A 26,600-nucleotide genomic window follows, 5' to 3' on the forward strand; every position below is an offset into this window, starting at 1 on the left:
ACGCCGTACCGCTAGGCGTGTTGCACAAAAGTGAGGCGCACCGCAAAACCGATCAGAAGACTGCCGAACAACCACTGCTGCATACGCTGCGCCGAGCGATTACGCGCCAGCCAATGGCCGATGCGCGCACCCGTCAGGGCATAACAACAGTCGAAGGCGAAACCGACGCTCACCAGCATCACCCCCAACCACGCAAACTGCATTGCCACTGGCCCAGCCTGCGGGTTGATGAATTGCGGCAGCAATACCGAGCAGAACAACAGCGCCTTGGGGTTGAGCAGGTTGGTGAGCAGGCCGCGTTGAAACGCCGTGCGCCAGGCATGCAGCGTTGGCGGCGTGTTCGCGTTGGCGAGGGACGGCAGCATATTCGCGCGCAAGCATTGAACCCCCAGCCATAGCAGATAGGCCGCGCCGCCCAGGCGCACCACATCGAATGTCCACGGCGCCACTTTGAACAAGGTCGCCAGGCCCATGCCTGCCAGCGCCACATGGCACGCCCGGGCAATCCCCAGCCCGATCGCCGTGGTCAGCGCGAGGGCCTTGCCCTGGCGTGCGCCGGTCTGCAGCAACAGGATCATGTCCGGCCCCGGCAACAGATACGCCACCGACAGGGCCATCAAAAACAACCAGAGTTCCGCCATGTTCCACCCCCGTATTTGGTCGACTGATTCTAGGGCGCGAGGGCGGGGCAGGTGCTTGCGTAATAAGCCAGAAAAGCGTCTAGTCTTGGCATTCTCTGCCACTGAATAAGCTAACAGCCATTCACTTATGCCAACTCTCAAACTCGATACGTTTGATCGCAAGATTCTCGAGGCCCTGCAACGCGACGGCCGCTTGAGCAACGTGCAACTGGCCGACGAAATCGGCCTGTCTGCCTCACCGTGTCTGCGGCGTGTGCGCCTGCTGGAAGAGGCCGGCGTGATTCGCGGCTACCAGGCCACGCTCGACCGCGATGAAGTGGGGCTGGGCATGATGGTATTTGTCGGGGTGAAAGTGGAACGGCATAACGACACCGAGGCCAACGCCTTTCGCGAGGCGGTCACTGCGCTGCCCGAGGTGATCTCGGCATTCCTGGTCTCGGGCGAGTCGGACTTTCTGCTGCAGGTGGTGGTGCCGGACTTGCGTGGCTATGAGCGGTTCGTCACCGGCAGCCTGTTGAAGCTGCCGGGCGTGAGGGATATCCGCAGCAACTTCGCGATCCAGACCGTGAAAACCCCGGGGGCGTTGCCGCTCGGGCATTTGCCAGGCTAATGATCCGTAGGCGTCGGGGTGCCAGCGATGAGGCCTGCGAATTTCATGCAGTGTTCAAGACCGTCATCGCCGGCAAGCCGGCTCCTTAGGATTTTTCAGGTCCACCAGTAGCGCACGAGGTGGAAGAAGATCGGCGCGGCAAAACATACCGAATCCAGTCGATCCAGCATGCCGCCGTGCCCTTCGATCATGTGCCCCCAGTCTTTCACGCCGCGGTCGCGCTTGATCGCCGACATCACGATGCCGCCGGCAAAGCCCAGCAGGTTGATCAGCAATGCGATCAAAAACGACTGCCACGGGTTGAACGGCGTGGTCCACCACAGCGCGGCGCCGATCAGCGAGGAGAGCAAAACCCCGCCGATAAACCCTTCAACGGTCTTGGACGGCGACAGGTTGGGCGCGATCTTGTGCTTGCCGAACAGCTTGCCGCACACGTACTGCAGCACGTCCGAGAGTTGCACCACGATCACCAGGTAGGCGATCAGCAAGAGGTTGCGGCCCTCATAGCCAGGGATGTCGAGGGTCAGCAGGGCCGGGACGAACGACACGCAGAACACCGCGATCATCAGGCCCCACTGCACCTTCGAGGCACGCTCCAGGAAGTGCGTAGTGTCGCCGCCAAGCGAGGCGAGGATCGGCAGCAGCAGGAACACGTACACCGGGATGAAGATCGAGAACAGCCCGTACCAGTCCGAGTAGATCAACAGGTATTGCAGCGGCAGGGCCAGGTAGAACGCGGCCACCAGGGCCGGGTAGTCGCTGCGGCGGGTAGGCGTGAGGGTGAGGAATTCGCGCAGGGCGTAGAACGAGACCGCGTAGAACAGCAGGATCACCGCGCCGGTACCGAGCCAGAAGGCGATGCCGATCACGACTACCATCACCCACCAGGCGTTGATGCGCGCGTTGAGGTTCTCGATCACCGCATTCGGCGTGCCACGCGTGCGCAGTTTGAGGACCAGGCCGATCAGCGAGGCGAGTACCAGGATCGCGCCGATCCCGCCGAACAACATCAGGGTTTGGCTATCCATCTCAGGAATGCTCCGGGGCAAGGGCGAGCAAAGCATCGCGGGTACGGGCGAGGAACGCGGCTTTGTCTTCGCCTTCGGCCAATTGCAGCGGGGCGCCGAAGCTGGTGGTGCACAGCAGAGGCAGCGGCAGCACGCGGCCCTTGGGCATGACGCGGTTGAGGTTGGCGATCCACACCGGGATCAACTCGGCCTGTGGGTAACTTTTCGCCAGGTGATACAGGCCGCTTTTGAACGGCAGCAGGCCGTCTTCCAGATTGCGTGTGCCTTCGGGGAAGATGATCAGCGAGTCTCCACCCTCCAGCGCATCGAGCATGGGCTGCAAGGGGTTATCCACAGGGTCCTTGCGCTCGCGGTCGATCAGCACGCCATTGAACACGCGGTTGATGATGTAGCGGCGCACTGCGCTTTTGTTCCAGTAATCGCTGCCGGCTACCGGGCGCGTGAATTTGCGCAGGTTTTGCGGCAACGACGCCCACAGCAGCACGAAATCGCCGTGGCTGCTGTGGTTGGCGAAATAGATGCGCTGCACCGGCACCGGCGCGCAGCCCAGCCACAGGCTGCGGGCGCCGGTGACGGTGCGGGCCATGGAGGTAATCAGCGTGGCGACCACGGGTTCGAACATGGGGATTCCTTATCCGGCGAAGGGCAGCCAGGGGCTGGCGAGGATCACGGCGAGGGTCAGCAGCGCTTGCGCGCCCAGCAGCCAGGCTTGTTTGCGCAGCAGTTTGAGGGCGCCGCGACGGCGCTCGGTCCAGGGGCGGCCCGCGCGCTTGGCCGACTGCAGGCCAAGGGATTGCAGGGCCTGGTCGAGGTCTGCGGTACGATCGGTGTCGCGGGCGAGCAGCGCGAAGAGGTCGGCATCAAAGGCCACGCGCAGTGCCCAGTACTTTTGCAGCAGCCCGAGGATAATCATCCACAGGCTGAGCAGCAGGCAGATGGTCGAAATACTCGCCATCAGCAACTGGGCCAAGCCGAATAACACACCGACCACGGTCAGGCCTGTGGATAACTGATCCAGTGAACGACCACGGCGTAGCAGGCTGGCGACGACCTGCAGTTCCATATCAGCGGGCATGGGGCAAACCCTCCAGAGCTTTACGGTGAGCGGGGTGCAGGACTACACGGGTACGCGCTGCACGAATAATAGCCAGCGCGTCATCTACTGTGGCCGCACGGCCGCTGTGCAGCAGCCAGGCAGCGACGGCGGTGGCGCTGCGTGAATAGCCGAGGGCGCAGCACACCAGCAGCGGCCCGCTCTGGCGCAGACGTTCGATGGCGTGTGCGGCTTGCAGGCATTGTTCGGGTGTCGGTGCGATCAGGTCCAGCACCGGCACATTCTGATAAGCGCGGCCCTGTGGATTAATCGGCAATTCGGCGCACAGGTCGACGATAGCCTTGAACGGCTCCTGCTCGCGGGCGCTGGGAATCCTGCCGAGCCAGACGTTATCCACAATCAGATCCGGCTGTGGATGTTTGCGTGTCCACAGCCGTGAATTGACCCACGCGCCCGCGAGGTAAGGCGCGTACAGCCAGCGGGCGGCGGGTGTGAGCCGGCCATCGGCGCGTTTCTGGAAGCCTGCAGCACCGAGCACGAAGTAATTGGCCTTGATCAGACCCAATGAAACCGCTGGCCACAGCAGCCACAACCACCCGCCGCCCAGCCCAAAGGCCAGGATGACCAACACCAGGGCGCCGAGGCCGTAGCGCGCGCCCAACCGCCAGCGCTTCGGGTCTCGCGTCAGCCGCGCATTCAATAGCGGGCTGGGGTGCTCCAGCGGCCACAACCACACGCACAGCCAGCCGGCGAGGGCGCCTGTGGGTAAGTCGATAAAGTGGTGTTGATAAGTGGTCAGCACTGAAATCCCGATCAACGCGAACCAGCCATGCACCACCCAGCGCCAGAAGCCCTGCGTATGGCGTTGGTACATGACCCACAGGATCACCAGCAGCGCGATGTGCAGCGAGGGCGCCTGGTTGAACGGCTTGTCGAACCCCGCCAGCACGGCGAACAGCCAGCCAAACACGCCGTCCAGTTCCGGGCGTTCGAAGGTGAAGCGCAGCGGCCAGATCAGGAAGCAACTCACTGCGATGACCTGCGCCGTCAACAGGCGCAGGGCATGTTGCTTGAGCTCGTGACGGCTATTGGGCAGCAACAGCGAGAAACCGTAGAGCAGGTCGATGGACCAGTAGGGCACGATGGTCCAGGCCCAGAAGGGCATATGGGTTTCCCAGTCGAACACCAGCGTGCCGACGTCGCTGCGCTGGCTGGTGACCCAGGTGGCGAAGCCATAGGTACTGAAAAACAGCGGCGCCAACAGCAGCAGCCATAGCACCGCTGGCTTTAACAGGCCGGGTTCGCGCATGTTCAGATCTTCTGTGCCAGGGACACGGTAAAGATGCCCCACTCGTCCACACGCTGGGTGATCTTGCGGAAACCGGCGGCTTCCACCAATTGGTCCATTTCCGCCTGGCTGCGGCGGCGCATCACCCAGGCCTGGCCCTGGCGATGGCTGGTCAGCGCACGGGCGATCAGTTCCAGCTGCGGGTGCCACGGCTGGCCGGTGTAGACCAGATAACCGCCAGGCTCCACGGCCTCGGCGAGGCCCGCCAGTGAGCCGCCGACCATGCCGTTGTCGGCAAACAATTCATACAGCCCGGACACCACCGCCAGCGTCGGCTTGGGCTCCAGTGCGGCCAGGTCCAGTCGGTCGAATGCATCGCCTTTGACGAACTGCGCGATATCTCCCAGGCCCTTCTCGCGGATCAGGGCGCCACCGTCGCGCACGTTGATGTCGCTGTAGTCGCGCAGCAGGATCGACTCCGGCAGCGGCGACACACCCTGCAAGGCTTCCAGGATGTAGCGGCCGTGGCCGGCGGCGATGTCGACGATGCGCACTTCGCGCTGCTGATCGCGCAGCCGGGTCATGGCCAGGCGCAGCAGTTCTTCGACATTCAACTTGCGCTGGCGAATGCCACGCCAGCCGATGGAGTTGAGGTAGTTGGTGTCGATCATCCGCCCCAGCCCGCCCTTGCCGGTGGGCTTGTTGCGGTACACGTAATCCAGGGTACTGCCGGAGTCGAAGCCGGTGTCGAAACCGAGTTTCACCCCGTCCGACAGGTTCTTGCCCAGACCCATGCTGGCGCGGGTCAGGCGCCAGTACAGGTCGCGCAGGGAATTGCGCGGCAGCGGCGCGGCGAGGGCTTCGGACTCGGCGCAGGTGGCACCCAGCTTGTCGGCGTCCAGCAGGCAAGCGCGGTCCAGCGGCTGGGTGAAATTCTGCAGGATAAAGCGCCGGGCACTGCTCACGGCCACCGCGCGGTCGCGTTCGCCAAGGGTGTCGTGGAAGAAACCGGGGAGGATATGCAGCTCTTTTTTCAGGCTGCCAAGGCGGTCGAAAAACTGCTGCTGGGGTTTGCGGTGCACCACAAAGTCGGAGCCGGAGATCAGCAGTTGGGTCGGCACCTGGATCGCCTGGGCATCGGCCACGACGCGGTCGGCCGCTTCGTACAGGCCAAGCAGCACATTGACCGAGATGGCCTTGGTGATCAGCGGGTCGCTGTCGTAGGAAGCCACGCGCTCAGGGTCATGGCTGAGGAACTTGGCCTTGACGTAACTGTTGACGAAAAAGTTGCCGCGAAACTTGCGCATCAGCGCCAGCCCTGGCCGTGCGAACGGCACGTACAGCTTGACCTTGAACGCCGGCGAGGCGAGTACCAGCGCGCGGATTTTCGGCGCGTAGTCATGCACCCAAGTGGCTGCGATCACCGCGCCGACGCTTTGCGCGACCACCGCGAAGTTTTCTTCCTCGATGCTGTAAGCCGCGCCGATATGCTCGCAGAAGGTCTGCACGTCGCGGGCGCTGGTGGCGAAGCTCGGGCTGTCGCCGCGCGCGCCCGGTGATTGACCGTGGCCGCGGGCGTCCCAGGCGAAGAAGTCGAATTGCGGCAGGTCGAGTTCATCCACCAGGTGCGCGATGCGCCCCGAATGCTCATGGCCGCGATGGAACAGCAGGATCGCCTTGCGCGGCTCATCGCCCGCAGGCGCAGTAGCCGGCCAGTGCCGATAGAAAAGCTCGACGCCATCATGGGTACTGAAGGTGTGCTCTTGCTGTTCGCGCATCGCAAAAATCCTTATGCAATCGGTGGAGTATCTGAGTGTTCCTTGAGGCCCTGGCGCACCCGGTTGACCAGGGTGTAGGCGAGCAGGGCGGCGACCAGCCACATCACGGTGTCGACCCAGCCCGCGCCGAGCCAACCCAGTGCAACACCGGTGGCCAGTACGCCGAGGACGAAGGCCCGGTCACTCTTGCCCATCGGCCCGTCGTAGCGGCGCGACGCACCGACCATGGGCCCGAGCACGCCGGCGTATTCGCTGAATACCGCCAGCAGCGCCACCAGCAGCACCGGCGCCAGGCTCACACCGGGGATCAGCGCGAAAGGCAGGATCAGCGCGCTGTCGGCGATGACGTCGCACAGTTCATTGAGGTAGGCGCCCAGGCGCGACTGCTGGCCAAATTCACGCGCGAGCATGCCGTCGATGGCGTTGAGGGCCATGCGCAGGATCATCCACAACGGGATCAGCGCAAACAGCCACAGGTGTTGAGCGAAGCTGGCGATCAGCAGGCCGACCAACAGGGAAATCACGCCGGCCAGGACGGTGATCTGGTTGGCGGTGGTGCCGTTGTCGTAGAGGCGCTGCACGAGGGGGCGCAGCAGGTTTTGAAAACGCGGCTTGAGCTGATAGATCGAAATCATGGGGAGTGACGCTTCCTTGTCCGTGAGCCCGCGAAAAACTGGTTTGGAGTGTGCCGATTATTCATGGCCTGCACCAGTGATGGCGCGTGTTTATGGGGGTTTTGTCACGCTATAGAAGGCGTCGCCGGACAAATCAGCGAGCGGGCCGGCTCGCGAATGCGGTGGGTAAGGGTGAACAGCGATAACTGACAGACCGCCATCGTGGGCAAGCCCACTCCCGCAGGGGTTTTACACGGGTTTCGAACAAAAATTTCACGCTGCGTGTTATATCGTAACGAATTGTGTACAACTGGGCGTTAAGTAGATGCAAGTGGATCTAGAGGCTGACGGCGCTTCGGTGGAAGGCCTGCCGCGTTTTCAGCAAGGGCTGTTCCATGCCCGTCGATTGCGCCAGGCCGGCATCAGCCTGACGGCCCTGGCCGTTGCCGGTTGGGTGCTGGCGCTGTTTGTCGCGCTGTTTGCGCCGCTGTCGATCTGGCCGGTGGTGTTGATCAACTGTGCCTCGGCGCTGCTGGTGGTGGTGGCCGGGTTGCAGTCGGCGTGGTGGGTCGCCGATTGGCGTGCCCAGGCGCTGGAAGAACCGGTGGCGGTGTTGACCGAACAGCCCGATGACCCCGTCACCTGGCATCGAAGCCTGGCCAACCGCCTGGGCAGTGGCCTGCTGGCCCAGATCGGTGCGCCGGTGTTGTGGCTGTGCGGTTGGGCGCTGCTGGCGCTGGTGAGTGTTATCGAGTTCTGGAACCTGGCGCTGCCCACCGCGGCGGTGGGGCAGTCGGCCAGTGTCGGTGCCGCGCTCGGCTTGGCACTGGCTTTTGGTTTGCTGGTGTTCGAGCGGCGCCTGGCTCAGGAAACCACCACGCAATGGCCGGAAGCCGCGCAATTGGCACAGTTGAGCCGGGTGGCGATTGTTTGCCTGGTGGTCAGCGCGATCTGCCTGCTGTTTGCCGGCGCAGCGTCTGTCTGGCCGCTACGCCTCGCCACACTGATCGGCCTGTTGCCCGCCCTGGTGGCGCTGGAGTTTCTGCTTCGGGCCGTGCTGTCGCTGTTCAGCCCGCGCCAGCCACGCCTTGAACCGCGCTTGATGGCGCAGAGCTTTATTGCCGACCTGCTGCGCTGGCCGCCGCAACCGTTGCTCGCCTTGCAGCATGAACTGCACAACCGCTTCGGCATCGACCTGCGCCAGATCTGGGCGTTTACCTACATGCGCCGTGCATTCTTCCCGGTGCTGCTGGTGGTGCTGGCTGTCGGCTGGACACTGACCGGCGTGCATGAAGTACCGCTGCAAGGGCGTGGGATTTATGAACGCTTTGGCAAGCCCGTCGAGGTGTTCGGGCCCGGCTTGCATGCCGGTCTACCCTGGCCGTTAGGCCGTGTCATCAACGTGGAAAATGGCGTGGTGCATGAGTTGGCCACCAGCGTCAGCGAAGCGGCTGCGCCGGAATTGGCGCCTGCCGAGGGCCCGGCGCCGTTGATCGCCAATCGGTTGTGGGACGCCAGCCATGTGAATGACAAATCCCAGGTGATCGCCAGCAGCAGCGGCGACAAACAGAGCTTCCAGATCGTCAATATGGATGTGCGGTTTGTCTATCGCATCGGCCTCACCGACCAGGCCGCGCTGGCCGCCACCTACCACAGCGCGGACGTGCCGACCCTGATTCGCAGCACCGCCAGCCGTATCCTGGTCCACGACTTTGCCTCGCGCACTCTCGACGAATTGCTCGGCGAGCAACGCACTCGCCTCGCTGACGAAATTGGCAGCGCGGTGCAGGCGGACCTGCAAAAACTCGACAGCGGCGTGGAAATCCTCGCCACGGTCGTGGAAGCCATCCACCCACCGGCCGGTGCCGCCAATGCCTACCACGGCGTGCAAGCCGCGCAGATTGGCGCCCAGGCCCTGATCTCTCGCGAGCGCGGTGCCGCCAGCGAGCAGACCAACCAGGCCTTGCTGCAAGCCAGTACTGCGCGCGACCAGGCGCTGGCCAGCGCGCGTGAAGTGAAGGCCGGGGCCCAGGCGGCCGACCTGCGCTTTGCTGCCGAACAAAAGGCCTACGCCACGGCCGGCCAGGCCTTTGTGCTCGAGCAGTACCTCGGCCAACTCAGCCAGGGCCTGGCCCACGCCAAGCTGCTTATTCTGGATCACCGCCTGGGTGCCGATGGCGCGCCGACGATCGATCTGCGTTCTTTTACCTTACCGGCCGATCCTTCGGTGCCGCGTAAAGCCGTTCAATAAGGAGTCTGTCTGTTGAGCGCTCATTCTCACGATCATCATCATGGCCATCACCACCACGCTCATCATGGTGATGAACACGCGGCAGGCCCGTTCCCCTGGCGGCGCATGGCCTGGGCGGTGCTGCTGGTGCTGTTTGCCGTAGCGGCGGCGAGCCTGGTGCAGGTGCGTTCCGGTGAAGCCACAGTGATTACCCGCTTCGGCAACCCGTCGCGGGTATTGCTGGAGCCGGGCCTGGGCTGGCGCTGGCCGGCGCCGTTCGAAGCGGCGATCCCGGTGGACCTGCGCCTGCGCACCACGTCCAGTGGCTTGCAGGATGTAGGCACCCGCGACGGCCTGCGCATCATCGTGCAGGCCTATGTGGCGTGGCAGGTGCAGGGCGATGCCGACAATGTGCAGCGCTTCATGCGCGCGGTGCAGAACCAGCCGGATGAAGCGGCGCGGCAGATTCGCACCTTTGTCGGCTCGGCGCTGGAGACCACGGCCGCCAGTTTTGACTTGTCGAGCCTGATCAATACGGATGCCAGCCAGGTGCGCATTGCCGATTTCGAGGCTCAGTTGCGCCAGCAGATTGATCAACAATTGCTCACTACTTATGGCGTGCGCGTGGCCCAGGTCGGCATCGAGCGGCTGACGTTGCCGTCGGTCACCCTCACCGCGACGGTCGACCGCATGCGTGCCGAACGCGAAACCATCGCGACCGAACGCACCGCCGTGGGCAAGCGTGAAGCGGCGCAGATCCGTTCCGCCGCCGAGCGTGATGCGCGCATCGTGCAGGCCGATGCCACGGTGAAAGCGGCTGACATCGAAGCACAGTCGCGTGTCGAAGCGGCGCAGATCTATGGGCGTGCCTACGCCGGCAACCCGCAGCTGTACAACTTGCTGCGCTCGCTGGATACCTTGGGCACCGTCGTGACGCCGGGTACCAGGATCATCCTGCGCACCGACGCGGCGCCGTTCCGTGCATTGGTGGACGGGCCGAAGGACGTCCAGCCATGATCGAGCGTGGCAGCCCGGACAGCCCGTGGATCCAGGCTGGGCGCCTGACCTTTCTGGCGCTTTACGCGGTGACGGTTTTGGCGGCATTGGCCTGGGCGTTTTCCAATGTGCGGCAGATCGACCCGCAGAACCGTGCCGTGGTGTTGCACTTCGGCGCGCTGGATCGCATCCAGAATGCCGGCTTGTTGCTGGCCTGGCCGCAGCCGTTCGAGCAAGTGGTGCTGTTGCCGGCGGCGGATCGCGTGATCGAGCGGCGCGTGGAGAACCTGCTGCGTTCCGATGCGGCGATCCAGGCCGACCGCGTGGCCAGTTTCGCCACCCCGTTGAGCGACGCACTGGCCGGCTCCGGCTACCTGCTGACCGGCGATGCCGGCGTGGTGCAGCTGGATGTGCGGGTGTTCTACAAAGTCACCGAGCCCTATGCGTTTGTGTTGCAGGGCGAGCATGTGCTGCCGGCGCTGGACCGCCTGGTGACCCGCAGCGCGGTGGCCCTGACTGCCGCGCGGGACTTGGACACGATCCTGGTGGCGCGACCGGAACTGATCGGCACCGACAACGGCGCCGCGCAACGGCGCGAAAGGCTGCGTGGAGACCTGGTGCAAGGCATCAACAAGCGCCTCGCGGAGTTGACTTCCACTGGCCTGGGATTGGGCATCCAGGTCACCCGCGTCGACGTGCAATCAAGCTTGCCGGGCCCGGCGGTAAATGCCTTCAACGCCGTGCTCACCGCCAGCCAGCAGGCCGACAAAGCGGTGGCCAATGCGCGTACCGACGCGGAAAAACTCACCCAGACCGCCAATCAGGAGGCCGACCGCCTGGTGCAGGTTGCCCATGCCCAGGCCAGCGAACGCCTGGCCAATGCGCAGGCGCAGACTGCTACCGTCGCGAGCCTGGCCCAGGTGAAAGATCCCGGCTTGCTGCTGCGTTTGTACCGCGAGCGGCTACCGAAGATTCTCGGCCAGGCCGGCGCTGTGACCACCGTCGATCCCAAAGACGACTCCCGCTTGATCATCCAGGGAGCCGAACAATGAGCGCACCCATGTTGACCTCCGCCGAGCAGCGCAGCGCCGCCCGGCAATTGACCCTGGCGATGCTCGCCCTGGGTTTGCTGGTGCTGGGCCTGGTCTGGCGCTGGCTGGCGCCGGACCAGGGTGGCGTCAGTCAATTGCTGCTCGGCGCGGCGTCCTTGCTGGTCGCGGTGCCGGTAATGCGCTCGGCCTGGTACAGCCTGCGCTTCCCCAGCCTGCATGGCATCACCGACCAGTTGATCGCCCTCGCGATGATGGGGGCGTGGGCCACCGGTGACCTGCTGACCGCCGCACTGCTGCCGATCATCATGATTTTCGGGCATGTGCTGGAGGAGCGCAGTGTCATCGGCTCCCAGGAGGCGATCCACGCCCTGGGTAAATTGACGCGCAGCCATGCCCGTCGGGTGCACGCCGATGGCAGCATCCATGAGGTGGATAACGGCACGCTGAACCCCGGCGATATCGTTGAAGTGCGCGCCGGTGACCGCGTGCCGGCGGATGGCGTGGTGCTGTCGGGCCAGGCCAGCCTGGACACGGCGCCGATCACTGGCGAGTCGGTGCCGCTGGAGGCCCATGTCGGCGTCCAAGTGTTTGGTGGCGCGATCAACCTCGACGGCCTGTTGCGTTTGCAAGTGACCCGCACCGGCAATGAGTCGACGCTGGGCAAGGTGATTGCGCTGATGCAGAACGCCGAGCGTTCCAAGCCACCGATCACGCGGCTGCTGGAGCGTTACGCCGGCAGCTACATGGTGCTGGTGCTATTGCTGGCGGCGGTGACCTGGTTTGTGACCAATGACGCCCAGGCGATGTTGGCTGTGCTGGTGGCGGCGTGCCCGTGTGCGTTGGTGTTGTCGGCCCCGGCCACGGCGATTGCCGGAATTGCCGTGGCGGCACGGCATGGGATTCTGATTCGCAGCTCGGCCTTCCTCGAAGAGTTGGCGGACCTGACCTCGCTGGTGGTCGACAAGACCGGCACCCTGACCTTTGGCACCTTGCGCTTGCAGTCCATCGAGAGCGCATCGATGGATCGCCAGGCGCTGCTCAACCTGGCGGCCAGCCTCGGCTCGGCCAGCAGCCACCCGGTCAGCCGCGCGTTGGCGGAACTGGCGGCGCCGGAACAACGGCTGGCGCTCAGCGATATCCGCGAGCGCCAGGGCCTGGGCGTGGTGGCACAGACCGAACAGGGCGAGGCGGCGCTGGGGCGTCCGGAGTTGTTCGAGCAATTGGGTATCGCCGCGACGCCTGTTCCTGACCACGACGGCCCGATTGCCGGGCTGGCGCTGAAGGGGCAATTCGTCGCCTGGCTATTGCTCGCCGACAGCGTCAAGCCCGAAGCCCGCCAGGCGCTGCAGGAACTGCGCGACCTCGGCCTGGGCCGCCAATTGCTGCTGACCGGCGACCGTCAGAGTGTGGCCGACAGCCTGGCGCTGGACGTGGGCATCAGTGATGTCGAAGCCCAGGCCCTGCCGGAAGACAAGCTCAACCGCGTGCTCGGCGAGATCGACAGCGGCTTTCGGCCCATGGTGGTGGGCGACGGCATCAACGATTCCCTGGCGCTCAAGGCCGGTGTGGTCGGCGTGGCCATGGGCGCGGGCGGCGCGGATATCGCGCTGGCCTCGGCGGATGTGGTGTTGATCGGCAGCGACCTGCGCCGGCTGGGCACCTGCGTGCGCTTGAGTCGCCAGTGCCGGCACACGTTGCAGGTCAACGTGATCATCGGCCTGGGCTGGACGCTGGCCATCGTGGTGTTTGCCGCCTTCGGCTGGCTGGGCGCCGCCGGGGCCATGATTGCGGCGGTGCTGCACAACCTCAGCACCTTGCTGGTACTGGGCAATGCCGGGCGTTTGCTGCGGTTTCAGGAGCCGCTGCTGAAGCTTGAGGAATAATTTTCGAATTATTTTCGTAGCGCTGTAACGCCGGCAGGGGGCCTCACTCTAGTGGTGTGTCGAGACTGAACAATCCGTTCAGACCGACTCCACTACCGATCATGAGGACTACAAAATGAACATTAAATCCGCTGCTGCCGGTGCCGCTCTCGCCATGGCCGCCGCTACGATGTTTGCCGGTGTTGCTACCCAGGTCCAAGCCGCAGACGCCTCGGTTCATTGCTATGGCGTCAACGCCTGCAAAGGCCAGAACGACTGCAAAACCAAGGACCATGCGTGCAAAGGCCAGGGTTCTTGCAAAGGCCAGGGCTTCCTCTCCATGAGCAAGGCCATGTGCGACCAGAAAGGCGGCACCGTCGGCGAGTAACCGGCAACCGAGTGCAACCGCAGCGGCTGCCTCCCACCGCTGCGGACACTTTTACCTTGGAGTGTCCTATGCCCACTTCTCTTGCGAGCCTCGGTTACGGCCTGGGCTTACGCAGCGAGTACTACCAGCAGATCCTCGAACAATCGCCGCCGGTGGATTGGTTCGAAGTGATCTCCGAAAATTACCTGGTGCAGGGCGGCAAAGCCCTGTACTACCTGGACGCAATCGCCGAGCGTTATCCGCTGGTGATGCACGGTGTGTCCCTGTCCATCGGCGGGCCGCATGCCCTTGATACCGATTACCTGAAGCAGCTCCACGCCCTCGCCGAACGCATCCAGCCGGCGTGGATTTCCGATCATCTGTGCTGGAGCCGCGGCAGCGCGCACCAGTTGCACGACCTGCTGCCGTTGCCCTACACCGAAGAAAGCCTTTACCACGTGGCCGCACGCGTGCGGCAGGTGCAGGACGTTCTGCAGCGCCCGCTGGTGCTGGAAAACGTCTCCAGCTATGTGCGCTCGAAGGCCGATGAATTTACCGAGTGGGAATTCCTCAACGCGCTGACGCACTTGTCGGGGTGCCAATTGCTGCTGGACGTCAATAACGTCTACGTCAGCTCGCGCAACCACGGGTTCGACGCCTGGACCTTCATCCGCAACCTGCCGCCTGCGAGCATTCGCCAACTGCACCTGGCCGGGCATATGGACTACGGCGATTATGTCGTCGATACCCATGACCAACCGGTATGTGATCCGGTGTGGGCGCTGTACCAGCAGACGTTGGAGCACCTGGGGCCGGTCTCGACGCTGTTGGAGCGCGATGATCATTTCCCGCCGTTCGACGTGTTGCTCACCGAGTTGGACAAGGCTCGCGCGTTGGGTGCTAGCGCCCTGGCCCGGAGATCGTTATGCGCCTGACCGATTGGCAGCTGGCGTTTGAACAGCATGTGTTATCTGAAGCCCCGCTGGCCAACAGCAGCTTTGCCGCCACTTTGCTGGGTGGGCCGACGCTGGACGTGGACACGGGCCTGGCGATTTACCACAACGCCTACCTGTCACGGCTGCAGGACGTGTTGCGGCATGACTTCAGCGCCATCCGATATTGGCTTGGGGACGATGAGTTCGCCGCGCTGACCGAGGCCTACGTGCGGCGTTATCCGTCGGCCCATTACAGTTTGCGTTGGCTGGGCGAGCGGTTCCCGGCGTTTATCCTCGAACACCTGGTGGCCGAACAGAGTGCGCCGCTGGCCGAGCTGGCGCGCTTGGAATGGGCCTTCACCCTCGCATTCGATGCGCCATCAGGGCAGCCACTGACCCTGGACGACATGGCATCGTTGCCGCCTGAAGCCTGGCCGGCGCTGCAGGTCAGTCTGGCGCCCTCGGTGCAGCAGTTGCTCTGCCACTTCAATACGCTGGCGCTCTGGCGGGCCAGCAAGGAGGAGTCCGCCTTCCCGCCCAGCCAGGCGTTGGCGTTGGCGCACATCTGCCTGGTGTGGCGTCATCAGAATGTGTGCCATTACCGCAGCCTGGAGCCGGCAGAAGCCTGCGCGCTGGCCGGTATGGTGACCACCGGCTGGAATTTTTCAGAACTGTGCGAGCAGCTGCAGGTCACTTATGCAGAGGGAGCCCCATTGCAAGCGGTCACGTGGCTTAAACAGTGGATCCAGGACGGTTTGCTCGAGCGCCGAGCCCCATAGAAGAACGCTATCAAATCGATAGCCTCCTACTTTGTCTTCGGATGGTCTACCCTCACACCAGACGTCTGAAACAAGGGGGGACTACTCATGCTCGCGCAACTTCCACCGGCCTTACAGAATCTTCAGCTACCGCTGCGTCTTCGACTCTGGGATGGCCATGAATTCAACCTGGGACCCGATCCCAGTGTGACCATCGTGGTGAAGGACCCCACGGTTGTCTCCAAGCTCACCCATCCCACGCTCGATTCATTGGGCGCAGCCTTTGTCGAGGGCAAACTGGAGCTGGAAGGCTCCATCAGCGAAGTGATCCGGGTGTGTGATGAATTGAGTCACGCCCTGATCGATGACGACGAGGGGAGTCGTCCGGTGCGCTCGATCCACGATAAGGCCACTGACGCAGCGGCGATTTCCTACCACTACGACCTGTCCAACGAGTTCTACCAGCTGTGGCTGGACCAGGACATGGCGTATTCCTGCGGTTATTTCGAAACCGGCAGCGAGTCCATCGACCAGGCCCAACAAGACAAATTCCGCCATCTGTGCCGCAAGCTGCGCCTGCAGCCGGGCGAGTATCTGCTCGACGTCGGCTGCGGTTGGGGCGGGTTGGCGCGGTATGCCGCGCGGGAGTTCGGCGTCAAAGTATTTGGCATTACCCTGAGCAAGGAGCAGTTGGCGCTGGCCCGGGAACGGGTCAAGGCCGAGGGCCTGGAAGACCAGGTCGACCTGCAACTGCTGGATTACCGCGACCTGCCCCAGGATGGCCGTTTCGACAAAGTGGTCAGCGTGGGGATGTTTGAACACGTCGGTCATGCCAACCTGGCGGAATACTGCAAGACACTGTTCGGTGCGGTACGCGAAGGCGGCCTGGTGATGAACCACGGCATTACCGCCAAGCACACCGACGGTCGACCTGTGGGCCGTGGTGCCGGTGATTTTATCGAACGTTATGTCTTCCCCAACGGCGAGTTGCCGCACCTGGCGATGATGACCGCCGAAATCAGTGAGGTCGGGCTGGAAGTGGTCGATGTCGAAAGCCTGCGCCTGCATTACGCGCGCACGCTGGACCACTGGAGCGAGCGGTTGGAAGACAACCTGGAAGCGGCGGCGAAGATGGTGCCGGACCAGGCGCTGCGTATCTGGCGGCTGTACCTGGCCGGTTGCGCCTATGCGTTCGCACGCGGCTGGATCAACCTGCACCAGATCCTCGCGGTCAAGCCGCACGCCGATGGCAGCCATGAACTGCCGTGGACGCGGGAAGATATCTACCGCTGAAACACAATCACGACAACTGCGGTGATCTAGATGTGGGAGCGGGCTTGCTCGCGAAAGCGCTTTATCAGTGACTCATCGAGTACTGATGTAACGCCTTCGCGGGAAAGCCTGCTCTCACATGGATCGCGTATTGATCGCTAGAGAATGGGTGAAATAAGCCGCGCCACCCGCATGCCCAGTTGTTGCAGGCGGCGGGTTTCGCGGCTTTCTTCCTGGCTGACTTCATGGGCCAGGGCGAAGTCGTCGAGCAGCATCTGTTCCACTTGCTGGGCGAAGGCTTCGTCGACCGTGAGCAACATCACTTCGAAATTCAACCGGAATGAGCGGTTGTCCATGTTCGCACTGCCGATGGCGCTGATCTCGCTATCGACCAACACCACCTTCTGATGCAAAAAGCCCGGCGTGTAGCGGAATACACGAACCCCGGCGCGTACCGCTTCGATCGCATACAGGCTGGACGCGGCGTAGACGATGCGGTGGTCGGGGCGCGACGGCAGCAGCAGGCGCACATCCACCCCACGCAGCACCGCCAGGCGCAGCGCGGCAAACACGGCTTCGTCGGGGATGAAATACGGGCTGGTGATCCACACGCGCTCGGTCGCCGCATGGATGGCCTCGACGAAAAACAGCGAGCAGGTTTCATACGGGTCGGCCGGGCCGCTGGCGAGCAATTGGCAGAGCACACCGTCTTCCGGGTAGGCGTCCGGCAGGATCAGCGGCGGCAACTCGCGTGCGGCCCAGAACCAGTCTTCGGCAAACGACTCCTGCAGGCATGCAACCACCGGCCCGGTGACCTGCACATGGGTATCGCGCCACGGCGCCAGCGGCGGCTTTTTGCCGAGGTATTCATCGCCGACGTTATGCCCGCCGACAAATCCAGTGACGCCATCCACCACGACGATCTTGCGGTGGTTGCGGAAGTTGACCTGAAAGCGATTGAGCCAGCCGCTGCGGGTGGCGAAGGCCTTGACCTTGACCCCGGCGTCGCGCAGCGATTGCACATAGTGATGGGGCAGGGCGTGGCTGCCGATGCGGTCGTAGAGCACGTGAATATCCACGCCCTCGGCGGCCTTGGCTGTCAGCAAGGTGTGCAGTTGGCGGCCCAACTCATCGTCGTGAATGATGAAGAACTGGAACAGCACGGCCGTCTTCGCGCGGCGGATGGCGTCGAAGATCGCGCTGAACGTAGCCTCGCCATTGATCAGCAAGCGCACCTCGTTGTTTGCCAGGCACGGCATGCGGCCCAACTTGGGCATGGCGCGCAGCGAGGCGTAGGCGCTGGAGTTGCGCGCGGCCAGGGCTTCCTCGACCCACGGGCGCCAGTTCAGCTCGGTGATCGCGGTGTGCATTTCCTGGTTGGCCTGGCGCCGCGCCTGGATGTAGGCGTCGAAGGTGCTGCGGCCGAAAATCAGGTAGGGAATCAGCGTCAGGTAGGGCATGAACATCAGCGACAAGGCCCAGGCGATCGAGCCTTGGGCGGTCCTGACGGTCAGCACCGCGTGGATCGCGGCGAGAGTCCCGAGAAAGTGCAGCGTGGCGATGAAGTAGGCGAGCAGGTGCGGGCCAAAAAAATCCATGGACGACATGACTCCAGACAATCCAGTGCCTAACAGACCATGAACGGCTGCGAATGTCGCTATTTTATTTGCCGTGCAACACTGGCACTTTTGCGGCGTCTAACGCCCACAATTGCCCAGGAGTTACCCGATGAATGCTCGTCTGCTTGGTTTGGCCATGGTTATTGGTGTGTCGCTGCCCGTGGCGGCGCAGGCGCAGATGCTGGCGCCGGGCTTGTGGGAATTGACCACCAGCAACATGAAAGTCGATAACCAGGACCTGCCGGACCTGTCCTTGATCCTCGGTCAGCTCAAGCAACAGATGACCCCCGAACAGCGTGCGATGCTGGAAAAACAAGGCATCACCATGGCCGGCAAAGGCGTGCAGGTGTGCCTCACGCCGGCGCAAGTCGCCTCGGACTCGATCCCCCTGACCGACCCGCAATCGGGCTGCAAACAGGAAGTGACCGACAAGACCGGCAACCAGTGGAAATTCCGCTTCAGCTGCCCCAAAGCCCAGGGCACTGGCGTCGCAACCTTCCAGAGCCAGAAAGAATTCACCACCACCGTCAACGGTACCTTCAATGCCACCGGCATCCAGCAGAAGGGCAGCCTGGACAGTCATGCGCAGTGGCTCGGCAACGATTGCGGTACGGTCAAGCCCCGCGCTTAACGCAGGAAATGCAGCGGCAAGCCCTGGCAGCTGTCGACCACCTGGCCTTTGTGCCAGGCCAGGTGGCCGGACACCAACGTGGTGCTGACGCTGTGGCGAAAGCGCCGCTCGGCAAACGGCGTCCAGCCGCAGCGGGCCAGGATCGGCTCGTCGCTGACCGGCTTGCCTGCAGGTTCGGGTTTGATCAGCACCAGGTCGGCCCAATACCCTTCACGTAAATAACCCCGATCCGGGATGGCGAACAAGTCGGCGACGCGGTGGCTGGTTTTCGCCACCAGGGTGGTCAACGGCAGCAGCCCGTCGGCGACCAATTCCAGCAGCGCCGGCAGCGCGTGCTGCACCAGCGGCAGACCCGCTGGCGCGTCCCGGTACCCCAGCTGCTTTTGCGTCCAGGTATGCGGCGCATGATCAGTGCCAATCACATCCAGGCGATCACTCAACAAGGCCCGGCGCAGGGCGTCGCGGTCGGCGCGGGTCTTGATCGCCGGGTTGCATTTGATCTGGTGGCCAAGGCGGTGATAGTCGCGGTCATCGAACAGCAGGTGGTGCACGCAGACTTCCGCCGTGATGTGCTTTTGCGCGAGGGGCAGGTCTTCAAACAGTTCCAACTCTCGGGCGCTGGTCAGGTGCAGTACGTGCAAGCGCGTACCCAAGCGCCTGGCCAACTCCACGGCAAAAGAAGACGAGCGATAACACGCCTCGGCATCGCGGATCAGCGGGTGGGCAACCGCCGGGATCTTGTCCCCGAAGCGCTCGCGCAGGCGCTGTTCATTGGCCTGGATGCTCGGCGTGTGTTCGCAGTGGGCAAGGAGCAGGGTGGGCACCTCGGCAAACAGTCGCTCCAGGACCTTCGGGTCGTCTACCAGCATGTTGCCGGTGGAGGCGCCCATGAACACTTTGACCCCGGCCACTTCGCGCGGATCGAGCGCGGCAACGGTGTCGAGGTTGTCGTTGCTCACGCCGAAGTGAAAGCCGTAGTTGGCCACCGAGTGCAGGGCCGCGCGGCGCTTTTTATCGGCCAGGGCTTCCAGGGTCAGCGTGGCCGGGTTGGTGTTGGGCATGTCCATGAAACTGGTGATGCCACCGGCCACGGCCGCCCGGGACTCGCTGTAGAAACTGCCTTTGTCCGGTGCGCCAGGCTCGCGGAAATGCACTTGGTCATCGATCATGCCCGGCAGCAGCCACTGGCCTTGGGCGTCAATGGCCACCGGCGCATTGCAGCCCTCGATGCTGGCGGCGATCTTCTCGATGCGGCCGTTGGCAAGCAGTACGTCGGCGTCGAACTCCTGGCCCTCATTCACCAGGCGGGCGTTGCGGATCAGCAGGCGGCTCATGGTTCAGAACTCGTTTTGCAAGGCTTTATAGCCGCGCACCAGGTCGACGTTGGTACGCGCCACGTCTTCGGAAAACTCCGAGGCGCTGACGCTGACCGGCGGGAATTGCGACAGGTCGGTGTTGGGCCCGATGCGCGTGGTGGAGGGCACGTAAAACGCGGCGGGCAAGTCGCGGCCGTCGACCACCGAGTTGTGGCGCACTACGCAGCCGTCGCCCACGGCGCAATTGAACAGCACGCTGTTGAAGCCGATGAACACACGGTCGCCGACGGAGCAGGGGCCGTGGACGATGGAGCGGTGTGCGATCGAGGTGAACTCGCCGATGGTCACCGCCGCGCCGGACTTGGAGTGGATGACCACGCCGTCCTGGATGTTCGAGTTGGCGCCGATGGTGATCGGATCCATCGCGCCGCTGGCGTCGACTTCGTCGGCGCGGATCACGGCGTAGGGGCCGACGAACACGTTCTCACCGATGATGACCTTGCCGCAGATGATCGCGGTCTTGTCGACGTAGGCCGATTCGGCGATCACCGGCAGATCGCCGGAAGGGTTCTTGCGGATCATGCGGCGGGCTCCGTAATGATGTGAACGTAATGACCGTCGATGGCGTTGTAGAAACAGGTCGGGCGGCCGGTGTGGCAGGCCGGGCCTTGCTGGTCGACGATCAGCAGCACCGCGTCGCCGTCGCAATCGAGTCGCGCTTCCACCAGTTGCTGCCAGTGGCCGGACGACTCGCCTTTGCGCCACAGTTGCCGACGCGAGCGCGACCAGTAGCAGACCTGCCCGGTGGCCAGGGTTTCGGTGAGGGCCTGGCGGTTCATCCAGGCCAGCATCAATACCTCGCCGCTGCCGTGTTGCTGGGCAATGGCGGCAATCAGTCCATCGCTGTTCCACGCCAAGGCATCGAGCACCGGATCGAGTGGAAAGCGGCTGCCGAGGGCAGCCTCTTCCAGTTCGAGCATGCTCACGGTCATGGCTTGCCCAGGGCGGCGCACAGGGTGTTGAGGTTGTATTCGAACAGCCCGGTGAAGGTGCTGGCCGGGCCTTCGGCGGCCAGGGCATCGGAGTACAGCGTGCCGCCGATCTGCGCGCCGCTTTCGTCAGCGATCTGCTTGAGCAGGCGCGAGTCCTTGATGTTTTCCATGAACACCGCCTTGACCTTGTCTTTGCGGATCTGGGTAATCAGCGCAGCGACTTCGGCAGCCGACGGTTCACGCTCGGTGGACAAGCCTTGGGGCGCGAGGAACTCGATGCCATAGGCCTGGCCCAGGTAACCGAAGGCGTCATGGGAGGTGACGATGCGGCGGTTGCCCGGCGGCAGTGCGCCGAACTTGGTCTTGGCTTCGGCCAGCAGACGGTAGATTTCTTTCAGGTAGGCCTGGCTGTTGCGCAGGTAGTCGGCCTTGTTGGCCGGGTCGGCGGCGACCAAGGCCTTGGTGATGTTGTTCACGTAGATTTCGGCGTTGGCCAGGTTGTGCCAGGCGTGCGGGTCGGGGATGGTTTCGCCGTCCTCTTCCATGGTGTGGGAAATCACGCCCTTGCTGGCGGTGACCACGGTGGCCTTGGTTTCGGTGCTGGTCACCAGGCGGTCCAGCCAGGGTTCGAAGCCCAGGCCGTTCTTGATGATCAGCCTGGCCTTGAGCAGCGCCTTGGCGTCGTCCGGAGTGGGCTCGTAGGTGTGGGCGTCGGAATCCGGGCCGACCATGTTGCTGATCTGGATGTGATCGCCACCGATCTGGTGGGTGATGTCATCGAGAATACTGAAACTGGTAACCACCTGGAGTTTGTCAGCGGCCTGGGCCGTCGATAACGACAGCACCAGACTGAACAGCACGAGTAGAGCGCGCATCGGGAAACACCTCATTGGGATGACAGCAAGGGCGGGCGGCGCAGCAAGCCGTGCACCGGACCGAAGACCACGGACAGCAAATACCCGACGCCAGCCACCAGCACGATCGCCGGGCCGCTGGGTAGCGAGTAGTAGAACGACAGCAGCAAGCCAAACCACACCGACAGGCATCCCAGCACCGCCGATACCGCGATCAGCACCGGCAGGCGCCGGCTCCAGAAACGTGAAGCGATGGCCGGCAACATCATCAAACCCACCACCATCAACGCGCCGATAGCCTGGAAGCCGATCACCAGGTTCAGTACCACCAGGGTCAGGAACAACCCATGGGCGAGCGGGCCGAGGCGGCTGACGGTTTGCAGGAACAGCGGGTCGAGGGTGTCCAGCAGCAGCGGTTTGTAGATCAGCGCCATGGCGAGCAGGCTGAAACCGGAGACCCAGAGCATGCCGGTCAGGGTGGTTTCATCCACCGCCAGGGCGGAACCGAACAGCAGGTGCAAAAGGTCCAGGCGCTTGCCGGCGATGCCCAGGATCAGCACCCCGGCGGCGAGCGAGATCGGGTAGATGGCGGCGAGGCTGGCGTCTTCGCGCAGGCCGGTGCGGCGGGTGATCCACGCCGACAGGCCGGCCATGCCCAGGCCTGCGCCGAGGCCGCCGATGGTCAGCGCGGGCAGGCTCAGGCCAGCGAACCAGAAGCCCAGCGCGGCGCCGGGCAGGATGCCGTGGGCGACGGCGTCACCGATCAGGCTCATGCGCCGCAGGATCAGAAACACCCCCAGCGGCGCGGTGCTGCAAGCCAGTACCAGGCCGCCGATCAAGGCGCGACGCATGAACACGAAGTCGAGGAAGGGCATCCACAGGTGGGCGGCGAAGTGCATCAAGCCACCTGCATGTGCGGTTGCGGGCGGATCAGCTCTTTACTGGCCCCGAACACGCAGCCGGTGCTCTTGATCTGCACCACTTGCTGGGTGTGGTGGCGCACGGACGCGAGGTCGTGACAAACGATCACCACGGTGCGGCCTTCATCGTGCCAGGCGTGCACATGTTTCCAGCACAGCGCCTGGCCTTCTTCGTCGAGGGCAGCGTGGGGTTCGTCGAGCAGCAACACTGGCGCTTCGGCCAGGCTCATGCGGGCGAGCAGGGCGCGTTGCAGTTCGCCGCCGGACAAGGCCATCAACGGGCGATGTTCAAGGCCGCTGAGGCACCAGTCTTCGAGTACTGCTTGCAGGCGTTCGCTGCGTTGCGGCGGCGTGAGCCGGGTGCCCCAGAAACCGGCGGCAACCAACTCTTGCAGGCTGATGGGGAACTGGCGGTCGAGGTGCTGTTGCTGAGGCAGAAACGACAGGCCGCCGCGGCGTGGAACATCCACGGTCACTTTACCGGCCAGCGGTTTCTGCAGGCCGGCGATGACTTTGAGCAAGCTGCTCTTGCCGGTGCCGTTGGCGCCGATGATGCCGGTGAGGCTGCCTTTTTCCAAGGTGAAATCCACCGCCGGCGTCAGCGGTTGGCCGGGGGCGCCCCAGCGCAAAGCGGTGCAGGTGATCATGCAGAGGGTCTCGTCCAGCGGCTTTCAGCCACGGCATCGTGCGCGTGCAGGCTTTCGGCGTGGATCACTTTCAGGTGGAAGGCGTTGATGGCATCCGAGCGCTTCAAGGCGAGGTTCAGGCGGCGGGCAGCGTCTTCGCAGAACATCAGGTTCTGCCCGTTGGCCAGGGCGAAGGCTTGTTCGTCCGCGCGTTTTACAGCGGTTTGTACGGCGGTGCCGAGGGCCGCCTCGACGTCGTCGATCAGCGCGGTGATGGGCAGTTCGGGCTGTTGGCCGTCCAGCTCGATCAACAACTGCGCACTGCTGCGCTGGCTGTGGGGCGTGGCAACAATGCCGTTGGCGCTGCCGAGCCAGGTGAGGACGTCTTCATGTTGCAAAGGCGTGTTGCCGAAATCTTCAACAAATTGCTGCTGAATCAATTGCCTGGCGAGGGCAGCCGAGCAAGGGCAAGTCGAGGAATAAGTAACGTCAATTTTTAGTTCCACGTGGAACATCTGGTTTTGCAGACGCGCTTCGATGCTCACCGGGTAGCTTTTCCAGCCGGCCAGCGGGCTGACCAACGCCGGGCGTTTGAGCAGCAAATCGGTGTGGATCCGCAGGTAGGCGTTCTTAGATAAACCTTCATGACTGTCGAGAAAACGCTGCAGTACATTACGCAGAAGTGCCGGCGTAAGGGGCTGCTGGTCGAGCATCTCCAGTGCCAGGTACAGGCGTGACATATGAATGCCACGGGCGGCGCCATCGTCCAGGCTGACGCCGGCATCGGCGGTGGCGGCCAGGCGATGGCCGTCGATGAGGATCGGCAAGGCGATACCGCACATGCCGACCCAGTCGAGTGGCAAGGCTTGGCGTGAAGCCTGCGCGGCGATATCCGGCAGAGTCAGCGCATTCATGAGCAGGTCCATCGTTGGAAATAAAAAGACATGTTATATTATAACTATTGAGTCGACGATGATTTTTCTGCTCCAGCCTTTTTTCAGTCATGTCGAGCAGGGACGCTCCTTTATTTGCGGTATTTGTCATGCACAGACGTCAGCTCCTAAACCTGCTTCTGGCCAGCCCGCTGTTCACCTTGCCTTTCACCGCGTCGGCCACGCAGATTCGCAATGCGCGCCTGTGGCGCTCGGACGACAAGCTACGGCTGGTGTTCGACCTCAGCGGGCCGGTGCAATACAAGACCTTTTCGCTGAGCGCACCCGAGCGCCTGATCATTGACCTCAGCGGCGCGGGGCTCAGTGGGGATTTCTCCCAGTTGATGCTCAAGGGCAGCGGGATCACGTCGATTCGCTCCGGACATTTCGGCAAGGGCGATACGCGGATCGTGCTCGACCTGGCCGCGCCGATGCAGCTCAACAGCTTTTTGTTGCCGCCCCAGGACGGCCAAGGGCACCGGCTGGTGCTGGACCTGACCGGCGCCACCCATGCGCCGCGCCAGATCGCGGCGCAGCCTGCGCCGTTGGTGGCACCGGTGGACAAGGCTCATCCCAAGCGCGACATCATCGTGGTGGTCGACCCCGGCCACGGCGGCAAGGACCCCGGCGCCGTCGGCTCCAAAGGCCAGCGTGAGAAAGACGTGGTGCTGTCCATCGCCCAGCTGTTGGCCAAGCGGCTGAAGCGCGAGAAGGGCTTCGATGTGAAGCTGGTGCGCAATGACGACTTTTTCGTGCCGCTGCGCAAGCGCGTGGAAATTGCCCACAAGCACAACGCCGACATGTTCATCTCGGTGCACGCGGATGCCGCACCACGGATTACCGCGTCGGGCGCTTCGGTGTATGCCTTGTCCGAAGGCGGCGCCACGTCCGCGACCGCGCGGTTCATGGCGCAACGTGAAAACGGCGCCGACCTGCTCGGCGCCACCAGCCTGCTGAACCTCAAGGACAAGGACCCGATGCTGGCCGGGGTGATCCTGGACATGTCGATGAACGCCACCATCGCTTCCAGCCTGCAACTGGGCAACTCGATCCTGGGCAGCCTGGAAGGCATCACCTCGTTGCATCAGAAACGCGTAGAGCAGGCCGGCTTCGCGGTGCTCAAGTCACCGGACGTGCCGTCGATCCTGGTGGAAACCGGGTTCATCTCGAATGCGCGGGACAGTGCTCGACTGGTAACCGCGCGTCATCAACAGGCGGTTGCCGATGGCCTGTTCGAAGGTTTGAAGAAGTACTTCCAGAAGAACCCGCCGATGAACAGCTACATGGCCTGGGTGCAGGAACAGAAGGATGCCCAGGCCTAGCAGCCGGTTATCCGGCTGCAGGTGAACTTGGCGCTGGCGCCACCCGAACTGGAGAACCGGTTGAGGGTGGTCCAGCCCACGCGCCGTGTGTAGCCCACCCATGCCTCACCGTCCGAGGCCAATCCGGTAAAGAACGTCAGCTGCCCATAGCGGCTGTTGGTCTGTGCCCAATAGCGTTTGCCGATCACCTCGAAGCCGCGCAGGTAGGTGGTGCTGCCGACCGTTGCCACGCTGTAGGCATTGCCCAGCGGGTCGACACACGCCAGCAGGTTGGCGCTGCGCGTGCAGTTGGCCAGCAGGCTCGGTGTCTGCGCGCAGGCCGAGCCTGCCGCTGCCAATAACAGGGCGCACCACAGATATTTCATAGGGCTTCTCGGGGCAGGGAGGGTTCCAGCATTGCGCCCTTCGTCGTGACGAGCAAGGGGGATTGGCTTATTTGCATTGTTATACTATAACATTAAACCACAGCCTGACCCGTGAACCGCTCCCCATGACTGAACAAGACCTCCTGGCCCAGCCACCCGCCGACTACATGAATGAAGCCCAGCAAGGCTTCTTCCGTGCGCTGTTGCTGGCCCAGCGCAATGAACTGCAAGTGCGTATCGACGCCGAGTTCCAGCAGCTGCGCGAGCAGGAAACCAACAGCGATCCCGCCGATGTGGGCAGCGCCGAAGAGCAGCGCCAGTGGCAACTGCGCCTGCTGGAGCGGGAAAAAAAGCTCCTGGACAAGATCGACGACGCCCTCGAACTGCTGGCCCGTGGCGAATACGGCTGGTGCCGCGAAACGGGCGAGCCCATCGGCCTGCAACGCCTGCTGCTGCGTCCTACCGCCACGCTGTGTATCGAAGCCAAAGAACGTGAAGAGCTGCGCGAACGCCATAAACGGGCGATTTGACCGGCCAC

The 26,600-nt window shown here is 63.5% G+C and carries 28 protein-coding genes; 12 read left to right on the forward strand and 16 right to left on the reverse strand.

The features are described 5' to 3' along the window. Positions 1-11: 11 nt before the first annotated feature. Positions 12-641: a LysE family translocator gene (locus AC07OJ_RS11740; RefSeq protein WP_065902661.1), complete on the reverse strand. Its 630-nt coding sequence runs from the start codon at positions 639-641 to the stop codon at positions 12-14. Between the two features lie 127 nt (positions 642-768). On the opposite strand from AC07OJ_RS11740, the gene AC07OJ_RS11745 reads away from it, so the two are divergent. After that, a complete protein-coding gene (locus AC07OJ_RS11745; RefSeq protein ID WP_065902660.1) occupies positions 769-1,251 on the forward strand; it encodes an Lrp/AsnC family transcriptional regulator in 483 nt (160 codons plus the stop codon). 95 nt (positions 1,252-1,346) lie between these two features. On the opposite strand, the gene AC07OJ_RS11750 is transcribed toward AC07OJ_RS11745, so the two are convergent. Genes AC07OJ_RS11750 through AC07OJ_RS11775 form a run of 6 tightly spaced genes read right to left on the reverse strand, consistent with a single transcriptional unit; the run spans position 1,347 to position 7,034 of the window. Further along, complete coding sequence (locus AC07OJ_RS11750) at positions 1,347-2,279, reverse strand: phosphatidate cytidylyltransferase (RefSeq protein ID WP_065902659.1); 933 nt, start codon at positions 2,277-2,279, stop codon at positions 1,347-1,349. A 1-nt stretch (position 2,280) separates the two neighbouring features. Continuing rightward, positions 2,281-2,901: a lysophospholipid acyltransferase family protein gene (locus AC07OJ_RS11755; protein ID WP_065902657.1), complete on the reverse strand. Its 621-nt coding sequence runs from the start codon at positions 2,899-2,901 to the stop codon at positions 2,281-2,283. Between the two features lie 9 nt (positions 2,902-2,910). Beyond that, entirely contained in the window at positions 2,911-3,354 is a 444-nt protein-coding gene (locus tag AC07OJ_RS11760) for a hypothetical protein (RefSeq protein WP_106805586.1), read from the reverse strand. Continuing rightward, positions 3,344-4,642: a phosphatase PAP2/dual specificity phosphatase family protein gene (locus AC07OJ_RS11765; RefSeq protein ID WP_495094575.1), complete on the reverse strand. Its 1,299-nt coding sequence runs from the start codon at positions 4,640-4,642 to the stop codon at positions 3,344-3,346. The genes AC07OJ_RS11760 and AC07OJ_RS11765 overlap by 11 nt, the downstream gene beginning before the upstream one ends. Before the next feature lie 2 nt (positions 4,643-4,644). Then, positions 4,645-6,399 carry a bifunctional alpha/beta hydrolase/class I SAM-dependent methyltransferase gene (locus AC07OJ_RS11770; protein ID WP_495094576.1) on the reverse strand — a complete coding sequence of 585 codons (1,755 nt, stop codon included), beginning with the start codon at positions 6,397-6,399 and terminating at the stop codon, positions 4,645-4,647. Between the two features lie 11 nt (positions 6,400-6,410). Continuing rightward, on the reverse strand, positions 6,411-7,034 hold the full coding sequence (locus AC07OJ_RS11775) for a CDP-alcohol phosphatidyltransferase family protein (protein WP_495094577.1): 624 nt from the start codon (positions 7,032-7,034) through the stop codon (positions 6,411-6,413). Between the two features lie 304 nt (positions 7,035-7,338). Between AC07OJ_RS11775 and hflK (AC07OJ_RS11780) the strand changes: the two genes are divergently transcribed. The 8 genes from hflK (AC07OJ_RS11780) to cfaB all read left to right on the forward strand — a co-directional run bounded on the left by hflK (AC07OJ_RS11780) (position 7,339) and on the right by cfaB (position 16,506). Next, entirely contained in the window at positions 7,339-9,264 is a 1,926-nt protein-coding gene (gene hflK, locus AC07OJ_RS11780) for a protease modulator HflK (RefSeq protein WP_495094578.1), read from the forward strand. A gap of 9 nt (positions 9,265-9,273) precedes the next feature. Then, complete coding sequence (gene hflC, locus AC07OJ_RS11785) at positions 9,274-10,260, forward strand: protease modulator HflC (RefSeq protein ID WP_371920718.1); 987 nt, start codon at positions 9,274-9,276, stop codon at positions 10,258-10,260. Then, complete coding sequence (gene hflK, locus AC07OJ_RS11790) at positions 10,257-11,291, forward strand: protease modulator HflK (protein WP_106805591.1); 1,035 nt, start codon at positions 10,257-10,259, stop codon at positions 11,289-11,291. The genes hflC and hflK (AC07OJ_RS11790) overlap by 4 nt, the downstream gene beginning before the upstream one ends. Continuing rightward, the gene (locus AC07OJ_RS11795; protein WP_495094579.1) at positions 11,288-13,174 is read left to right on the forward strand and encodes a cation-translocating P-type ATPase; all 1,887 of its coding nucleotides are present in this window, start codon (positions 11,288-11,290) and stop codon (positions 13,172-13,174) included. The genes hflK (AC07OJ_RS11790) and AC07OJ_RS11795 overlap by 4 nt, the downstream gene beginning before the upstream one ends. Positions 13,175-13,289: 115 nt before the next feature. Further along, on the forward strand, positions 13,290-13,541 hold the full coding sequence (gene bufA2, locus AC07OJ_RS11800; protein WP_065902641.1) for a BufA2 family periplasmic bufferin-type metallophore: 252 nt from the start codon (positions 13,290-13,292) through the stop codon (positions 13,539-13,541). Between the two features lie 68 nt (positions 13,542-13,609). Continuing rightward, positions 13,610-14,455 carry an MNIO family bufferin maturase gene (gene bufB, locus AC07OJ_RS11805; RefSeq protein ID WP_106805593.1) on the forward strand — a complete coding sequence of 282 codons (846 nt, stop codon included), beginning with the start codon at positions 13,610-13,612 and terminating at the stop codon, positions 14,453-14,455. Beyond that, the gene (locus AC07OJ_RS11810; protein WP_495094580.1) at positions 14,446-15,234 is read left to right on the forward strand and encodes an HvfC/BufC family peptide modification chaperone; all 789 of its coding nucleotides are present in this window, start codon (positions 14,446-14,448) and stop codon (positions 15,232-15,234) included. Before bufB ends, AC07OJ_RS11810 begins: the two co-directional genes overlap by 10 nt. Positions 15,235-15,321: 87 nt before the next feature. Then, positions 15,322-16,506, forward strand: coding sequence for a C17 cyclopropane fatty acid synthase CfaB (cfaB, locus tag AC07OJ_RS11815; RefSeq protein ID WP_065902635.1), 1,185 nt, complete (start codon positions 15,322-15,324; stop codon positions 16,504-16,506). Positions 16,507-16,643: 137 nt separating this feature from the next. Here cfaB and cls read toward each other — a convergent pair whose 3' ends face one another. Beyond that, a complete protein-coding gene (gene cls / locus AC07OJ_RS11820) occupies positions 16,644-18,083 on the reverse strand; it encodes a cardiolipin synthase (RefSeq protein WP_065902633.1) in 1,440 nt (479 codons plus the stop codon). A 130-nt stretch (positions 18,084-18,213) separates the two neighbouring features. On the opposite strand from cls, the gene AC07OJ_RS11825 reads away from it, so the two are divergent. Beyond that, positions 18,214-18,735, forward strand: a complete 522-nt coding sequence (locus tag AC07OJ_RS11825) for a DUF3617 domain-containing protein (protein ID WP_065902631.1) — start codon at positions 18,214-18,216, stop codon at positions 18,733-18,735. On the opposite strand, the gene AC07OJ_RS11830 is transcribed toward AC07OJ_RS11825, so the two are convergent. The 7 genes from AC07OJ_RS11830 to folE2 are packed head-to-tail and all read right to left on the reverse strand — an operon-like array spanning position 18,732 to position 24,357. Beyond that, positions 18,732-20,069 carry a dihydroorotase gene (locus AC07OJ_RS11830; protein WP_495005732.1) on the reverse strand — a complete coding sequence of 446 codons (1,338 nt, stop codon included), beginning with the start codon at positions 20,067-20,069 and terminating at the stop codon, positions 18,732-18,734. The genes AC07OJ_RS11825 and AC07OJ_RS11830 overlap by 4 nt on opposite strands. Before the next feature lie 3 nt (positions 20,070-20,072). Then, entirely contained in the window at positions 20,073-20,633 is a 561-nt protein-coding gene (locus AC07OJ_RS11835) for a gamma carbonic anhydrase family protein (RefSeq protein WP_048721911.1), read from the reverse strand. Then, on the reverse strand, positions 20,630-21,043 hold the full coding sequence (hisI, locus tag AC07OJ_RS11840; protein WP_065902628.1) for a phosphoribosyl-AMP cyclohydrolase: 414 nt from the start codon (positions 21,041-21,043) through the stop codon (positions 20,630-20,632). Before hisI ends, AC07OJ_RS11835 begins: the two co-directional genes overlap by 4 nt. Further along, complete coding sequence (locus tag AC07OJ_RS11845; protein WP_120450584.1) at positions 21,040-21,918, reverse strand: metal ABC transporter substrate-binding protein; 879 nt, start codon at positions 21,916-21,918, stop codon at positions 21,040-21,042. The genes hisI and AC07OJ_RS11845 overlap by 4 nt, the downstream gene beginning before the upstream one ends. An 11-nt stretch (positions 21,919-21,929) precedes the next feature. Then, a complete protein-coding gene (locus AC07OJ_RS11850; protein WP_065902624.1) occupies positions 21,930-22,796 on the reverse strand; it encodes a metal ABC transporter permease in 867 nt (288 codons plus the stop codon). Then, the gene (locus AC07OJ_RS11855) at positions 22,796-23,464 is read right to left on the reverse strand and encodes a metal ABC transporter ATP-binding protein (protein ID WP_106802246.1); all 669 of its coding nucleotides are present in this window, start codon (positions 23,462-23,464) and stop codon (positions 22,796-22,798) included. The genes AC07OJ_RS11850 and AC07OJ_RS11855 overlap by 1 nt, the downstream gene beginning before the upstream one ends. Then, positions 23,461-24,357: a GTP cyclohydrolase FolE2 gene (gene folE2, locus AC07OJ_RS11860; RefSeq protein ID WP_495094581.1), complete on the reverse strand. Its 897-nt coding sequence runs from the start codon at positions 24,355-24,357 to the stop codon at positions 23,461-23,463. The genes AC07OJ_RS11855 and folE2 overlap by 4 nt, the downstream gene beginning before the upstream one ends. Before the next feature lie 128 nt (positions 24,358-24,485). On the opposite strand from folE2, the gene AC07OJ_RS11865 reads away from it, so the two are divergent. Then, complete coding sequence (locus AC07OJ_RS11865; protein WP_106802248.1) at positions 24,486-25,697, forward strand: N-acetylmuramoyl-L-alanine amidase; 1,212 nt, start codon at positions 24,486-24,488, stop codon at positions 25,695-25,697. Here the strand turns inward: AC07OJ_RS11865 and AC07OJ_RS11870 are convergent. Next, entirely contained in the window at positions 25,694-26,062 is a 369-nt protein-coding gene (locus tag AC07OJ_RS11870; protein ID WP_120450577.1) for a glutamine synthetase, read from the reverse strand. The two genes, AC07OJ_RS11865 and AC07OJ_RS11870, sit on opposite strands and share 4 nt — an antisense overlap. 125 nt (positions 26,063-26,187) lie before the next feature. Here AC07OJ_RS11870 and dksA point away from each other — a divergent pair, with 125 nt between their 5' ends. Then, positions 26,188-26,592 (forward strand): RNA polymerase-binding protein DksA, encoded by a 405-nt coding sequence (dksA, locus tag AC07OJ_RS11875; protein WP_282395540.1) that lies wholly within the window; start codon positions 26,188-26,190, stop codon positions 26,590-26,592. The last annotated feature ends 8 nt before the right edge of the window (positions 26,593-26,600 follow it).

The organism is Pseudomonas sp. GW821-FHT09C08 (assembly GCF_059418125.1).

What these genes read in the sequence shown, in the direction of transcription:
- AC07OJ_RS11740 (WP_065902661.1), bottom strand. Translation starts at nt 641, where the DNA reads ATGGCGGAACTCTGGTTGTTTTTGATGGCCCTGTCGGTGGCGTATCTG.
- AC07OJ_RS11745 (WP_065902660.1), top strand. Translation starts at nt 769, where the DNA reads ATGCCAACTCTCAAACTCGATACGTTTGATCGCAAGATTCTCGAGGCC.
- AC07OJ_RS11750 (WP_065902659.1), bottom strand. Translation starts at nt 2,279, where the DNA reads ATGGATAGCCAAACCCTGATGTTGTTCGGCGGGATCGGCGCGATCCTG.
- AC07OJ_RS11755 (WP_065902657.1), bottom strand. Translation starts at nt 2,901, where the DNA reads ATGTTCGAACCCGTGGTCGCCACGCTGATTACCTCCATGGCCCGCACC.
- AC07OJ_RS11760 (WP_106805586.1), bottom strand. Translation starts at nt 3,354, where the DNA reads ATGCCCGCTGATATGGAACTGCAGGTCGTCGCCAGCCTGCTACGCCGT.
- AC07OJ_RS11765 (WP_495094575.1), bottom strand. Translation starts at nt 4,642, where the DNA reads ATGCGCGAACCCGGCCTGTTAAAGCCAGCGGTGCTATGGCTGCTGCTG.
- AC07OJ_RS11770 (WP_495094576.1), bottom strand. Translation starts at nt 6,399, where the DNA reads ATGCGCGAACAGCAAGAGCACACCTTCAGTACCCATGATGGCGTCGAG.
- AC07OJ_RS11775 (WP_495094577.1), bottom strand. Translation starts at nt 7,034, where the DNA reads ATGATTTCGATCTATCAGCTCAAGCCGCGTTTTCAAAACCTGCTGCGC.
- hflK (WP_495094578.1), top strand. Translation starts at nt 7,339, where the DNA reads ATGCAAGTGGATCTAGAGGCTGACGGCGCTTCGGTGGAAGGCCTGCCG.
- hflK (WP_106805591.1), top strand. Translation starts at nt 10,257, where the DNA reads ATGATCGAGCGTGGCAGCCCGGACAGCCCGTGGATCCAGGCTGGGCGC.
- AC07OJ_RS11795 (WP_495094579.1), top strand. Translation starts at nt 11,288, where the DNA reads ATGAGCGCACCCATGTTGACCTCCGCCGAGCAGCGCAGCGCCGCCCGG.
- bufA2 (WP_065902641.1), top strand. Translation starts at nt 13,290, where the DNA reads ATGAACATTAAATCCGCTGCTGCCGGTGCCGCTCTCGCCATGGCCGCC.
- bufB (WP_106805593.1), top strand. Translation starts at nt 13,610, where the DNA reads ATGCCCACTTCTCTTGCGAGCCTCGGTTACGGCCTGGGCTTACGCAGC.
- AC07OJ_RS11810 (WP_495094580.1), top strand. Translation starts at nt 14,446, where the DNA reads ATGCGCCTGACCGATTGGCAGCTGGCGTTTGAACAGCATGTGTTATCT.
- cfaB (WP_065902635.1), top strand. Translation starts at nt 15,322, where the DNA reads ATGCTCGCGCAACTTCCACCGGCCTTACAGAATCTTCAGCTACCGCTG.
- cls (WP_065902633.1), bottom strand. Translation starts at nt 18,083, where the DNA reads ATGGATTTTTTTGGCCCGCACCTGCTCGCCTACTTCATCGCCACGCTG.
- AC07OJ_RS11825 (WP_065902631.1), top strand. Translation starts at nt 18,214, where the DNA reads ATGAATGCTCGTCTGCTTGGTTTGGCCATGGTTATTGGTGTGTCGCTG.
- AC07OJ_RS11830 (WP_495005732.1), bottom strand. Translation starts at nt 20,069, where the DNA reads ATGAGCCGCCTGCTGATCCGCAACGCCCGCCTGGTGAATGAGGGCCAG.
- AC07OJ_RS11835 (WP_048721911.1), bottom strand. Translation starts at nt 20,633, where the DNA reads ATGATCCGCAAGAACCCTTCCGGCGATCTGCCGGTGATCGCCGAATCG.
- hisI (WP_065902628.1), bottom strand. Translation starts at nt 21,043, where the DNA reads ATGACCGTGAGCATGCTCGAACTGGAAGAGGCTGCCCTCGGCAGCCGC.
- AC07OJ_RS11845 (WP_120450584.1), bottom strand. Translation starts at nt 21,918, where the DNA reads ATGCGCGCTCTACTCGTGCTGTTCAGTCTGGTGCTGTCGTTATCGACG.
- AC07OJ_RS11850 (WP_065902624.1), bottom strand. Translation starts at nt 22,796, where the DNA reads ATGCACTTCGCCGCCCACCTGTGGATGCCCTTCCTCGACTTCGTGTTC.
- AC07OJ_RS11855 (WP_106802246.1), bottom strand. Translation starts at nt 23,464, where the DNA reads ATGATCACCTGCACCGCTTTGCGCTGGGGCGCCCCCGGCCAACCGCTG.
- folE2 (WP_495094581.1), bottom strand. Translation starts at nt 24,357, where the DNA reads ATGAATGCGCTGACTCTGCCGGATATCGCCGCGCAGGCTTCACGCCAA.
- AC07OJ_RS11865 (WP_106802248.1), top strand. Translation starts at nt 24,486, where the DNA reads ATGCACAGACGTCAGCTCCTAAACCTGCTTCTGGCCAGCCCGCTGTTC.
- AC07OJ_RS11870 (WP_120450577.1), bottom strand. Translation starts at nt 26,062, where the DNA reads ATGAAATATCTGTGGTGCGCCCTGTTATTGGCAGCGGCAGGCTCGGCC.
- dksA (WP_282395540.1), top strand. Translation starts at nt 26,188, where the DNA reads ATGACTGAACAAGACCTCCTGGCCCAGCCACCCGCCGACTACATGAAT.